Here is a 12754-nt window from a genome sequence, read left to right on the forward strand (position 1 = left end):
GGTCGGTAGGCTTCACCGATCGACTACGCGAAGGAGGGACACCGTGCGCAAGCCCGAGGTTAGTGAGGAACTGGCCCGACGCGTGGTGGCCTCGCTCCGCCGCGCGTTCGACGTCGACCTCGACCCGTCCGAGGCGCTCATCGCGGTGTCCACTCGCGACGGTGTCGACTACCAGTGCAACCTGGCGATGAGCCTCGGCAAACGGCTCGGCAAACCGCCGCGCGAGGTCGCGGCCGGGATCGTCGAGAACCTGGAGCTGGACGGCGTCGCCGAGCAGCCCGAGATCGCCGGGCCCGGGTTCCTGAACTTCGTGCTGCGCCGCGAATGGCTCGAGCAGCGCGTCGCCGAGCAATCACAAGACGACCGGCTCGGGGTCGCCGAGGCCGAGCAGCCGCGCCGGATCGCGCTCGACTACAGCAGTCCCAACGTCGCCAAGGAAATGCACGTCGGGCACGTGCGCTCCACGGTGATCGGCGACGCGATCAGCAGGCTGCTGCGCTTCGTCGGCCACGAAGTGCTGCCGCACAACCATCTCGGCGACTGGGGCACGCCGTTCGGCATGCTCATCGAGCACCACCTGGACGAACCGTCCGGCGACCGCAGCGACCTCAACGCGTTCTACCAGGCCGCGCGCCGGAAGTTCGACGCCGACGAGGCCTTCGCGACCCGCTCTCGCGAGCGCGTCGTGAAACTCCAGAGCGGCGACGCGGACACGCTCGCCTTCTGGCAGGAGCTCGTCGACGAGTCGACAAGGCACTTCAACGCGGCCTACCGCCAGCTCGGCATCACGCTCACCGACGACGACATCTACGGCGAAAGCTTCTACAACCCGTATCTGGGCGAGGTCGTCGACGAGCTCGAAGCCGACGGGCTCACCGAGATCAGCGACGGCGCGGTTTGCGTGTTCCCCGAAGGCTTCACCAACCGCGAAGGCGACCGGCTCCCGCTGATCGTCCGCAAGCGCGACGGCGGCTACGGCTACGCGGCCACCGACCTCGCCACTGTCCGGTACTGGACCGCTGAACGCGGCGCGACCGATCTGCTGTATGTCGTCGGCACGCCGCAGGCGCAGCACTTCGCGATGATCTTCGCGGTGGCGCGCGCGGCGGGCTGGCTCGACGGCGTGCACGCCGAGCACATCGGATTCGGCTCGATCCTCGGCGCGGACGGCAAGGTGATGCGCACCCGCGCCGGCGAGACGATCAAGCTCTCCAGCCTGCTCGACGAAGCGGTGGCGCAGGCCGCGGAAGTCGTTGCGGAGCGCAGTGAACTCAGCAAGGAAGAGCAGCAGGAGGTCGCGCGCGCAGTCGGGATCGGCGCGGTGAAGTACGCCGACCTTTCCAGCGACCGCGAACGCGACTATGTCTTCGACTGGGACCGCATGCTCGCCAAGGACGGCAACACGTCTGTCTACCTGCAGTACGCGCACGCGCGAATCGAGTCGATCCTCGCCAAGGCAGGCGAAACCAACGACAACGCGTCAGTCCTGCTGAAAGAACCGGCAGAACGCGCGCTCGCACTGACGCTGCTGCGGTTCAGCGAAGCAATCAGCGCGGCGACGTCCGCGTACGCGCCGCATAAGCTGTGTACGTACCTGTACGACACCGCAGTCACCTTCTCGCGCTTCTACGAACAGTGCCCAGTGCTAACTGCAGAAACGCCGGAGCTGCGTGCTTCGCGGGTACAGCTGGCCACGCTCACGTCGCGCACGCTCGTGCAGGGCTTGGCGTTGCTCGGCATCGAGGCCCCGCGCCGCCTCTAGCGTACGAGCGGTCCGATGTGGACGAGCGCCATCAACGTATCGGCGACCTCGTCCACCGCTTTCCCTCGCGCGGCGGACGGCAGTTCACCGCACCACGTCGGTGCCTGGCTCATCGCTGCGTGCATGCACTGCAGCACGGTGTCGACGCTGGTGACGGTGAACTCGCCGCTCGCCAGGCCTTCTTCGATCAGCGCACGGAAGAGCGAGTCGTGGCGGAGGCGGAGTTCCTTGATGCGTTCGCGTTGCGCGCTCGGCCATTCGCGCGGCATCAGGAACAGCCGCAGCGCTGCCGGATAATCGTTGACCGCGATCGTGACGTGCTCGTGGATCAACGCGCGCAACCGGACTTCCGGCGTGCCGTCAGTGCGTTCGAGCAACTGCTCCAGCCGGGCCGTCCACTCGTCGCCGAGCGTCTCGATCGCCGCGGTGCCTAGCTCGTCCTTGCTGGAGAAGTAGTAGTACAGCGAGCCCTTCGTGACGTCGAGGCGCTCGGCGACGTGCTCCAGGCTCACCGCGTCGTAGCCGCGTTCGCCGAACAGCTCGGCCGCCGCCGTCAGGATCTCCTGGATCCGCTTGCCCCGTTTGCGCTGCACACGCTCGGACGGCGGTTTCACCGCGCCCATCCTGCCCCTCCCGGTTCTCCGCTGTCCCGAAAGCCTACCGGTTGACCATAGATTCAACTCTTGACTCTACAGTCAAATTTTGTCACCGTGGTCAGACGACAGACGGGAGCGGACGATGGAGTTCGAGGACATCCGGTACGAAATCGACGGCCCGGCCGCCGTCGTCACGATCGACCGGCCGGAGCGCTACAACGCCTTTCGCGGGCGGACGGTCGACGAGCTGATCAAGGCGTTCCGCCTGGCGTGGGCGGACAAACAGGTGCAGGCGGTGATCCTCACCGGCGCCGGCGAGAAGGCGTTCTGCACCGGCGGCGACGTCAAGCAGCGCGCGGAGACCGGCGACTACGGCCCCACCGAGAGCGGCATGTTCGAGATCGGCAACCTGCACAAGCTCATCCGCGACATCCCGAAACCAGTGATCGCCGCGGTCAACGGCGTCGCGATCGGCGGCGGGCACGTGCTGCACGTCCTGTGCGACGTCACGATCGCCAGCGAGACCGCGCGATTCGGCCAGGCCGGTCCGCGGGTCGGGTCGTTCGACGCCGGGTTCGGTTCGGCGTATCTCGCGCGGGTCGTCGGCGAGAAGAAGGCGCGCGAGATCTGGTTCTTCTGCCGCCAGTACGACGCGATCGAGGCCGAGCGGATGGGACTGGTCAACGCCGTCGTCCCGCCGGGCGAACTGCTCAAGACCGCCAAGGCGTGGGCCGACGAAGCTGCCGAGAAGAGCCCGACCGCACTGCGTTTTCTCAAGCAGTCCTTCAACGCCGACACCGACCACCAAGCCGGACTGTCCAATTTGGCCATGTCCGCGCTCGACCTGTTCACCGCCTCGCCGGAGGGACTGGAGGGCGCGCAAGCGTTTGCGGAGAAGCGCAAGCCGGACTTCGTCTCGCACGTGAACTGGCACTGACCATGGACTTCACGTTCACCGACGACGAGGACGCCTACCGGAACGAGCTGCGCCGGTTCGCGACGAAAGTCCTTGCCCCGCATTACCAATCCGACGACAAGGCGGCGAAGCTGCGGCCCCAACTCGTCGCGGACCTGGCATCGATGGGCCTGACCGGCTTGCGCATCCCGGAACGGCACGGCGGCCAGGAGGCCAGCGCGGTCGTCGCCGGGATGGCGGCCGAGGAGGTCGCGCGCGGCGACTTCAACGCGGCTTACCTCATCATCGTCAGCGCGCTGGTCAGCGACATCCTCACCCGCAACGCGACCGACGAGCAGCAGGCCGCGTGGCTGCCGCCGATCGCGGCCGGCGAGGTCGTGCCCGCGTTCTGCATCACCGAACCCGGGCACGGCACCGACGCGGCGAAGCTGGAGATGAAAGCCGAACCGGACGGCGACGGCTGGCGGCTCACCGGCGAGAAAACCTCGATCACGCTGGGGATGTCCGCCGACGTCGCGCTCGTGCTCGCCCGCACCGGCGGCCCCGGGGCACGCGGCGTCAGTGCGTTCTGGGTCGAGCTGGACGACGCGTATGTCTCGCGGGCGGCGTTCGACGACCTCGGCAGCCGGGCCATCGGACGCGCGTCACTGCACTTCGACGGACTGCCAGTCGCCAAGGAAGCGTTAGTCGGCGGCGAGGGCCAGGGGTTCGTCTCCGTGATGCAGGGATTCGACTATTCGCGGGCGATCATCGGACTCGCCTGCCTTGGCGCGGCGCAGGTTTCGCTCGACGAGGCACTGCAGTGGTCCCGCGACCGCGAGGCGTTCGGCAGTCCGATCGGCACCTTCCAAGGCGTCGCGTTCCCGCTCGCCGAGCAGGCGACGTACCTGCGCGGAGCCCGGCATGTCTGTTACGAAGCGTTGTGGCGCAAGGACAACGACGTCGAGCACAGCACTGAGGCGGCGATGGCGAAGTTCTGGGCGCCGAAGCTCGCCGCGGAGACCATCCACCAGTGCCTGCTCACGTTCGGGCACCTCGGGTACTCCAGCGAAAGCCCGGTCGGGCAGCGGCTTCGTGACGTGATCGGCCTCGAAATCGGCGACGGCACCGCGCAGGTGTCGAAGCTCGTCATCGCGCGCAACCTGCTCGGCCGCGCCTACGCACCCTAATGGAGACAGCATGTTGAAGGACAAAGTCATCATCGTGACCGGCGCAGGTCAGGGCATCGGCCGCGGCATCGCCGAGAAGCTGGCCGCCGAGGGCGCGACCGTCGTGGTCAGCGACATCAACGAGACCACCGCGAAGGAAACGGCGGCCGCGATCGGCGGGCTCGGGGTGAAGACCGACGTCACGTCCCCCGAATCCGTCGCCGCCGCGGTCGAGCAGGTCCGCGCGCAGTTCGGCCGGATCGACGTGCTGGTCAACAACGCCGGCTGGGACAAGGCGGGCCCGTTCGTCGAGTCCGACCGTGCCGATTGGGACCGCGTCGTGCAGATCAACCTCTACGGCGTGCTCAACACCTGCCGCGAGGTCTTGCCGGTGATGGCCGAGCAGGGCTTCGGTTCCGTGGTCAACATCGCGTCCGACGCCGGTCGCGTCGGTTCGTCCGGCGAGGCGGTGTACTCGGCGGCGAAGGGCGGCATCATCGCGTTCACGAAGTCGATCGCCCGGGAACTGGCGCGCAGCAAGGTAAACGCGAACGTCGTCTGCCCCGGTCCCGCTGACACCGAACTGTTCGCCTCGCTCGGCGGCGACAACCCGAAACTGCGCGAAGCACTGACGAAAGCCATCCCGTTCCGGCGGCTCGCGCAGCCGTCCGACATCGCGAACGTGGTCGCCTTCCTGGCCTCCGACGAGGCCGCCTACGTCACCGGCCAGACCGTCAGCGTCAGCGGCGGCCTCACCATGAGCTGACCCGGAGCCCGCCATGCCGTTCGCGACGATCCTCAACGACGAGACGATCGAGGCCCACACCCGCGCCGGGTACTGGGTGAACCGCACCATCACCGACTACCTCGACGACGCCGCCGCGGCCACGCCGGACAAGACCGCGTTCGTCGATTCACAGCGCGGCGTCACCTTCGGCCAGCTGAAACAGGAGGTCGACCGGTGCGCGCTCGGGCTGCTGGAACTGGGTGTCCGGCCCGGCGACGTCGTGTCGTTCCAGCTGCCGAACCGGATCGAATGGATCGTCGTGCACTACGCGGCGAGCCGGATCGGCGCGGTCAGCAACCCGCTCATCCCGATCTACCGGGACCGCGAGGTCGGCTTCATGGTGGCGCTCGCGAAGTCGAAAGTCCTGGTGGTGCCGCAGGAATTCCGCGGTTTCGACTATCCGGCGATGGCGCGGCGGCTCCGGCCGCAGTGGCCGGATCTGGAGCACGTGCTGGTGGTCGGATCGTCCTGGGACGAGTTCGCCGCGACGCACTGGGAAGAGCGGCGGGAACTGCCGTCGTGGCGACCCGATCCCAACGACGTCACGCTGCTGATCTTCACCTCCGGCACCACCGGCGAGCCCAAGGGCGTGATGCACACGCACAACACCGCGATCGCCGCGAACAACCCCCTCCCCGACCGGCTCGGCATCACCTCCGACAGCGTCCTGCACATGGCGTCGACGCTCGCGCACCTCACTGGTTTCCTTTACGGTGCAAGGCTCGGCGTGCAGAACGGCGCGACCTGCGTGTTGCAGGACGTGTGGGATGCCGCGCGATTCGTCGAACTGGTCGCCGAACACGGCATCACCTACACCTCCGCCGCCACGCCGTTCCTGCACGACCTGCTGTCCGCGCCGAACCTCGCCGAGCACGATCTCCAGTCCCTGCAACGGTTTTGCTGCATGGGCGCGCCGATCCCCCGGGCGCTCGTGCGGGAAGCGCGACGGAAACTGCCCGGTCTCGTCGTGCTCGGCGGCTGGGGGCAGAGCGAGGACGCACTGGTCACGCTCGGCATCCCGGGCGATCCGGACGACAAGCTGATCGACACCGACGGCTGTCCCTGGCCGGGGATGCGGATCCGGGTTGTCGACGCAGACGGCACCGAGTTGCCGCCGGGCGCCGAAGGCCGGCTGCAGGTCGCCGGGCCGTTCCTGTTCGTCGGCTACGCGGAACGGCTTGACCTGGCCCGCGAGAGTTTCACCGGCGACTGGTTCGACACCGGCGATCTCGCGGCCATCGACGCCGACGGGTACCTCCGCATCGCGGGCCGGACCAAGGACGTGATCATCCGCGGCGGAGAGAACATCCCGGTCGCGTACGTGGAGAACGTCCTTTACGAACACCCGGACGTCGAAGCGGTCGCCGTGGTCGCGGTTCCCGATCCACGCCTGCAGGAACGCGCGTGCGCCTGTCTCGTGCTCAAGTCCGACGCACACCTGGATCTGGAGAAGCTGCGCCGCTTTCTCTCGGAGAAGGGCGTCGCCAAGCAGTACTGGCCGGAGCGCGTGGAGCTGTTTCCGGAACTCCCCCGGACCGCCAGCGGCAAAATCCAGAAGTTCCAGCTCCGTGCGCTGGTGGAAGAGCAGAGCGGGACCGGTCCCGAGCCGCCTCAGTAGCTTCGGGCGCGAGAGAGGGGAGAATCTCGTGTCCCGCAACGATCCCGACTTCGCCCGCGCCCTCGCGCTGGTCGACGAAGCGCTGGCCCGGCTGCGCCGCCCGATCCGCCGCGAGCGATGGCGGCTGCGCTGGGAGCAGTGGCACCGGCGGCCGTACTACCGGTTCGAACCAGACGGCAAGAAACCGCAGCTCGTGCACCTGGCCGGACTCCGCGTCACTCCACTCTGGACGACCGTCGGCACCGGGGTCTCCGACGTCGACGTGCGGTATCCGGTGACCGCGCGCCGCCGGTTCACGATCGGGTGGCGCTGGCTCGTGCGGCACGACTACGACGAGTACCGCGTGCCGATCTCGCTGGTCGCCGACGCCAGCGGCCAAGCGGTGCTGATCGCGCCGGGCGGCCGGACGTTCACCGCGGACGAGACCGGCTGGCATTCCCTGGCCGCGCTCCTGTACACGGAGTACGCCATGCCGCCCGGCGGGCGCTGGTACGGCGCGGGCTGACCTCAGCCGCGCAGCTTCCGCCGCAACGACAGACCCGCCCCCATAGCGGCCATCGACGCGCGCATCGTGCTGCGGCTGAACCGGCTTTCGGTCACGAACTGCTCGGCACTGCGCAGCGAACCGCGGACTTGTGGGTACGCGTACTTCCGCATCTGCCGTTCGTAGTCGGCGACCGCGGCCGTCACGTCCCCGCCGCGGGAAAGGGTGCGGCACAACACTTGTGCGTCGCGGAGGGCGATGTTCGCGCCGATGCCGCGGAACGGGGTCATGCTGTGCACGGCGTCGCCGAGCAGGGTGACCGGGCCGGTCTCCCACTCGCGGACCGGCACCGACGTGCGGATCGGCAGCATGGCCACGGTGGCGTCCAGCGATCCGGCCACCAATCGGCTGAAACCCGGGTGCCAGCCGCGGATCCGGTCCAGGATCAGCGAACGGAGCGCGGGAGGGTCCAGTTCGGCGAGGTCGGCCGGGAAACGCTCGGCTTTCGCGCCGTAGGACCACATCACGTAGCTGCTGGTGTTGTCGAACAGGACCGGGTCGACGGTCGCGGTCTCGTCGTTGACCGACGCCCACGAAAACTCGTGCGGCGCGGTGAACATCCCGCTGCCCGCCGGCGGCAGCACGTACGTCGGAGCGGTCGCCAACCGCTCCGGGAGCAGCGCACGGGACTCGTCGGTCAACGGGAATTTGCCGATCACGGTGCGGATCCCGGTGTCCACCCGCTTCGCGTGTGGCAGCAGCTGCGCGCGGACCCGGGAATTCGCTCCGTCCGCGCCGATCACCAGATCCGCCTCGGCGGTGGTGCCGTCCGCGAAGTGCAGGCCGACCCCCTTCGGACCGGTCTCGTACCGCACGAATTCCTTGTCGTACCACAGGATTCCGTCCAGGCCGGACGACAGCACCTGATGCATCGAGATCCGGCTCGCCGAATGGTGCGCGGCAGCCGGATCCTCGCTCGGCGGAGCATCGAGGACCGCCAGTTCGCGCATCTGCTCGGTGACGAAGCCGAACACGCCCTTGCTTTCCCCCGTCGTCGCGAGGAACTGCTCCCACGCCGCCGTCGGAAGGCACTCGTGCAGCGCGGCGGAGCCCATCGGCGCGATGTGGACGCGGTAGCCCTGCAGGCGATCGGCCCGGGTGCGGCTGCGCTCGTACACCGCCACCTCGATGCCGGCCCGCGACAGGCCGTGCGCCAGGCACAACCCGCCGGTGCCGCCGCCGACTACCGCCACCTTGATCTTGTTCACGGTCATCCCCTCTCGGTCTCGTTCCATAATTATCCACGCGGATGATTGTGTCAATCTTCAGGATGATTAACGCGTCGGTTAGGCTGCCGAGGTGTCCGAGACCACCCCGCGCCGCGCGCCGCGCCCCGGTGAGCGCCAGCGCGATCCCGAACGCACGAAGGCCCGCATTTTCGAGGCGGCGAAGGCCGAATTCGGCAGCAAGGGATACGCGGCCGCGCGGGTCAGCGACATCGCGCAGCGCGCGGGCGTGAACAAGCAGCTGATCTCGTACTACTTCGGCGGCAAGGAAGGCCTGTACGCTGAGGTCGCGAGCGAACCGTTCGCCGGGTTCGCCGCGATGACCACGACCGACCGGCCGCTCGCGGACGTGCTCGAGGACTTCGCCAAGGGCGGCCTCGCCGACCAGGACCAGGCGCGGCTGTTCCTGCGGGAGAACATGGCCGAGGGCGCGCCGAACGAGGCGGGCGCGGAGTCGCAGCGCGAGTTCCTGCGGGGGCAGCTCGAGTACATGCGGGCGCGGCAGGAAGCGGGCGATTTCCCGGCCGATGTGGACCCGAAGACGTTCCTGCTGATGCTGATGGCGGCAGCCAGCGCGCCGATGTCGCTGCCCCGGGTCGCGGAAGCGCTTACCGGAGAGGATCCGGCGTCAGAGTCCTTTGTGGAGTATTACGCGGAGCAGCTCGCACGCGTGGCGCGGCATCTCGGGGGTTCTTAGCGGCGCAGCGGGACGAGGTCGTCCGCGTGCACGACCTCCCGGCGATGCTCCACCGGAACCTCATGACTCGACCGCCCGATCAACGCGGGCAACTCCCCCGCGTCGAAACCGACCACACCACGCGCCACCGGGACATCCGCCGAATCCACCAGATCGACCACGTCACCGGCCTCGAAATCCCCGTCCAGACCAGTGATTCCCGCCGCCAGCAGCGAACGGCGGCGCAGGATCGCCCGCACCGCACCGTCGTCCAGGCGGAGGCGGCCGGAAGTGTCGGCGGCGTAGCCGAGCCAAAAGCGGCGGGCGGACAGGCGGGTGTCGGCGGGGGCGAAAGCGGTGCCGACGTTCGCGGCGCGCAGCGCGTCTCCGGCGTCGGCCGCAGCGGCCAACAGCACGGGGATTCCGGCACCGGCCGCGGTACGAGCCGCGGAGAGTTTCGAGACCATGCCGCCGGTGCCCAGGCCCGAGGACGACATCCCGACCGCGATGCCCTCCACATCGGACTCGCCGCGCACCTCGGTGATCTTGCGGGTCGCACCGTCGCGCGGGTCGCCGTCGTACAGACCGTCCACATCGGACAGCAGGACCAGTGCGTCGGCACCGACGAGATGCGCCACCAAAGCGGCGAGCCGGTCGTTGTCGCCGAAGCGGATCTCTTGCGTGGCAACGGTGTCGTTCTCGTTCACGACCGGCACCGCGCCGAGCGCGAGCAGGCGGGAGAACGTGCGTTGCGCGTTGCGGTAGTGCGCGCGGCGGACGACGTCGTCCGAGGTGAGCAGCACCTGGCCGACGGTCAGCGAGTAGCGGCCGAACGATTCCGCGTACGCGTGCGCCAGCGCGAGCTGCCCGACGCTCGCCGCGGCCTGCTGCGTCGCCAGGTCGCCCGGACGCTTGCCCAGCTTCAACGGCGCGAGCCCGGCCCCGATCGCGCCCGAGGACACCAGGACGATCTGTGCGTCGCGAGCAACGCGGTCCGCGATGGCGTCGACCAAGGCGTCGAGGCGAGCGACGTCGAGGCCGCTGCCCGCAGTCGTCAACGCCGAGGAACCGACCTTCACGACCAGCCGGCGGGCTTCCGCGATCTCGTGGCGCGTGCCGCTCACCGGTCGCGCTCCGCCTGCTCCTCGTCGTCCCACACGTCGTCCAGCTCGGAGTCGACGGACGGGGTGGTTTCCTCTTCGACCAGCTCTTCGTCCTCGCCGGTGCCGTCGCGGCGGATCCGGCGGGCTTCCTTGCGCTCGGACGCGCCGACGCGGTCGGTGCGCTCCAGCCGGACATCCGTGCCGCGGCCGGACAGGTGCACCGCGACACCCGGCGTGGAGGGCTGCCATTCGAACTGGATGTCGCCGATGGTGACCGGGCTGCCCGGGCGCGCGCCGTTCTTCGCCAGCGCTTCCTCGACGCCGAGCCGGTTGAGCCGGTCCGCGAGGTAGCCGACGGCCTCGTCGTTGGCGAAGTTCGTCTGCCGGATCCAGCGTTCCGGGCGCGAGCCGCGGACGATGAACCCGCCTTCTTCCTCGGGATCGCGTTCGACGGTGAATCCGCTGTCGTCGACCGCGAGCGGGTGCAGCACGATCTTCTCCGGCTCCAGCACCGGCTGCGCCTCGCGGTAGGCCTCGACGACCTCCGCCAGCGCGAAGCTCAGCTCCTTCAAGCCCTTGCGCGACGCGGTGGACACCTCGAACACGCGCAGCCCGCGAGCCTCCAGCTCGGGACGCACGAACTCGGCCAGCTCGGCCGCTTCCGGGATGTCGATCTTGTTCAGCACCACCACGCGCGGGCGTTCCTCGAGCTTGCCGCCCAGGCCCGGCGTATAGCGGGCCAGCTCCTCCTCGAGAGCGTCCACATCGGACAGCGGATCGCGGCCCGGCTCCAGCGTCGCGCAGTCGACCACGTGCACCAGCACGGCGCAGCGTTCGATGTGGCGCAGGAAGTCCAGGCCGAGGCCGCGTCCCTCGGACGCGCCCGGGATCAGGCCCGGCACGTCGGCCATCGTGAACACCGACGAACCGGCGGTGATGACGCCGAGGTTCGGCACGAGCGTGGTGAACGGGTAGTCGGCGATCTTCGGCTTCGCCGCGGACAGCACGGAAATCAGCGACGACTTGCCCGCGGACGGGAAGCCGAGCAGGCCCACGTCGGCGACCGAACGCAGCTCCAGCACGAGGTTGCGGCTCTCGCCCGGCTCGCCGAGCAGCGCGAACCCCGGCGCCTTGCGGGCCTTCGACGACAGCGCGGCGTTGCCGAGCCCGCCGCGGCCGCCCTGCGCGGCGATGAACCGGGTGCCGGGGTTGGTGAGGTCGGCGACGAGTTCGCCGTCCTCGGTGAACACCACGGTGCCCGGCGGGACCTTCATCTCCAGGCCCTCGCCGGCGGCGCCGTTGCGGTTGCTGCCCATGCCCATCTTGCCGTTGCCCGCGCGGGCGTGCGGGCGGAAGTGGAAGTCGAGCAGGGTGTGCACGTTGGCGTCGACGATCAGCGTGACGTCACCGCCGTTGCCGCCGTTGCCGCCGTCCGGGCCGCCGAGCGGCTTGAACTTCTCGCGGTGCACCGAGGCACAGCCGTTTCCCCCGTCCCCGGCGGTCAGATGGATGACCGCGCGGTCCACGAACCGGGACGCCATGGGCTTGCCTCACTTCACGTGCGATGGTGCGAAAAAGTATCCGGACAAAAACGAACGAGGGGTGGCACCGGAGTATTCCGGCCCCACCCCTCGTTCGGAGGTTCTTATGCGCTGAAGCCGAGAATCAGGCTTCGACTGGCACGATGTTGACCGTCTTGCGGCCGCGCTTCGAGCCGAACTCGACCGCACCGGCGGCGAGCGCGAACAGCGTGTCGTCGCCGCCACGGCCGACGTTCACGCCGGGGTGGAACTTGGTGCCCCGCTGGCGGATCAGGATCTCGCCCGCGTTCACCTCCTGGCCGCCGAAGCGCTTCACACCCAGTCGCTGGGCGTTCGAATCACGACCGTTGCGGGAGCTGGACGCACCCTTCTTGTGAGCCATCGCTCAAGCCCCTTCCAGGAAAAGTTTCAGTCTCGAAAGTTCGAAGAACTACTTGGAGATGCCGGTGACCTCGACGCGGGTCAGCTTCTGCCGGTGACCCTGGCGCTTGTGGTAGCCGGTCTTGTTCTTGAACTTGTGGATCCGGATCTTCGGACCCTTGGTCTGCTCGACGACCTTGCCGGTGACCGAGACCTTCGCCAACGCGTCGGCGTCCGTGGTGACCTCGCCACCGTCCACGAACAGCACGGCGGGGAAGGTGTGCTCGGTGCCCGGCTCGCCCTCGAGCTTCTCGACCTCGACGACGTCGCCAACGGCAACCTTGTACTGCTTGCCGCCGGTCTTGACGATCGCGTACGCCGACACGGATGTCTCCTGCATTACTCGACAATGGGTTAGGGGGCTGGCGCGGCCGGCCCGCCCGAAGACGGTCCAGGTGCTCGCGCAGCAACTCATGC

Annotated in this window: 13 protein-coding genes; 7 read left to right on the forward strand and 6 right to left on the reverse strand. The window is 68.7% G+C overall.

Annotation, left to right across the window (positions count from 1 at the left end; all coding sequences use genetic code 11):
- Nucleotides 1-43 precede the first annotated feature (43 nt).
- Entirely contained in the window at nt 44-1762 is a 1719-nt protein-coding gene (gene argS / locus ACWDNU_RS28810) for an arginine--tRNA ligase (RefSeq protein ID WP_449671196.1), read from the forward strand.
- On the opposite strand, the gene ACWDNU_RS28815 is transcribed toward argS, so the two are convergent.
- Nucleotides 1759-2385, reverse strand: coding sequence for a TetR/AcrR family transcriptional regulator (locus ACWDNU_RS28815; RefSeq protein ID WP_449671197.1), 627 nt, complete (start codon nt 2383-2385; stop codon nt 1759-1761). The genes argS and ACWDNU_RS28815 overlap by 4 nt on opposite strands.
- A 115-nt stretch (nt 2386-2500) precedes the next feature.
- On the opposite strand from ACWDNU_RS28815, the gene ACWDNU_RS28820 reads away from it, so the two are divergent.
- From ACWDNU_RS28820 to ACWDNU_RS28840, 5 genes are read left to right on the forward strand one after another with little or no spacing between them, the layout of a single operon-like run.
- Complete coding sequence (locus tag ACWDNU_RS28820) at nt 2501-3295, forward strand: enoyl-CoA hydratase-related protein (RefSeq protein WP_449671198.1); 795 nt, start codon at nt 2501-2503, stop codon at nt 3293-3295.
- 2 nt (nt 3296-3297) lie between these two features.
- Nucleotides 3298-4443: an acyl-CoA dehydrogenase family protein gene (locus ACWDNU_RS28825; protein WP_449671199.1), complete on the forward strand. Its 1146-nt coding sequence runs from the start codon at nt 3298-3300 to the stop codon at nt 4441-4443.
- A 10-nt stretch (nt 4444-4453) separates the two neighbouring features.
- On the forward strand, nt 4454-5188 hold the full coding sequence (locus ACWDNU_RS28830; RefSeq protein WP_370935624.1) for an SDR family NAD(P)-dependent oxidoreductase: 735 nt from the start codon (nt 4454-4456) through the stop codon (nt 5186-5188).
- Between the two features lie 13 nt (nt 5189-5201).
- Nucleotides 5202-6827, forward strand: a complete 1626-nt coding sequence (locus ACWDNU_RS28835; protein ID WP_449671200.1) for an AMP-binding protein — start codon at nt 5202-5204, stop codon at nt 6825-6827.
- 28 nt (nt 6828-6855) lie between these two features.
- On the forward strand, nt 6856-7332 hold the full coding sequence (locus tag ACWDNU_RS28840) for a hypothetical protein (protein ID WP_449671201.1): 477 nt from the start codon (nt 6856-6858) through the stop codon (nt 7330-7332).
- Nucleotides 7333-7334: 2 nt separating this feature from the next.
- Here ACWDNU_RS28840 and ACWDNU_RS28845 read toward each other — a convergent pair whose 3' ends face one another.
- On the reverse strand, nt 7335-8579 hold the full coding sequence (locus ACWDNU_RS28845; RefSeq protein ID WP_449671202.1) for an FAD-dependent oxidoreductase: 1245 nt from the start codon (nt 8577-8579) through the stop codon (nt 7335-7337).
- 91 nt (nt 8580-8670) lie between these two features.
- Here ACWDNU_RS28845 and ACWDNU_RS28850 point away from each other — a divergent pair, with 91 nt between their 5' ends.
- The gene (locus ACWDNU_RS28850; protein ID WP_449671203.1) at nt 8671-9294 is read left to right on the forward strand and encodes a TetR/AcrR family transcriptional regulator; all 624 of its coding nucleotides are present in this window, start codon (nt 8671-8673) and stop codon (nt 9292-9294) included.
- Here ACWDNU_RS28850 and proB read toward each other — a convergent pair.
- The 4 genes from proB to rplU form a co-directional block, all read right to left on the reverse strand.
- Nucleotides 9291-10397, reverse strand: coding sequence for a glutamate 5-kinase (gene proB, locus ACWDNU_RS28855; RefSeq protein WP_449671204.1), 1107 nt, complete (start codon nt 10395-10397; stop codon nt 9291-9293). The genes ACWDNU_RS28850 and proB overlap by 4 nt on opposite strands.
- Nucleotides 10394-11917, reverse strand: coding sequence for a GTPase ObgE (obgE, locus tag ACWDNU_RS28860; protein WP_449671205.1), 1524 nt, complete (start codon nt 11915-11917; stop codon nt 10394-10396). Before obgE ends, proB begins: the two co-directional genes overlap by 4 nt.
- Nucleotides 11918-12041: 124 nt before the next feature.
- Entirely contained in the window at nt 12042-12299 is a 258-nt protein-coding gene (gene rpmA / locus ACWDNU_RS28865) for a 50S ribosomal protein L27 (protein WP_009081082.1), read from the reverse strand.
- Nucleotides 12300-12347: 48 nt separating this feature from the next.
- Nucleotides 12348-12662 (reverse strand): 50S ribosomal protein L21, encoded by a 315-nt coding sequence (gene rplU, locus ACWDNU_RS28870; protein WP_009081084.1) that lies wholly within the window; start codon nt 12660-12662, stop codon nt 12348-12350.
- Nucleotides 12663-12754: the final 92 nt, after the last annotated feature.

The organism is Amycolatopsis sp. NPDC003676, from assembly GCF_053587275.1.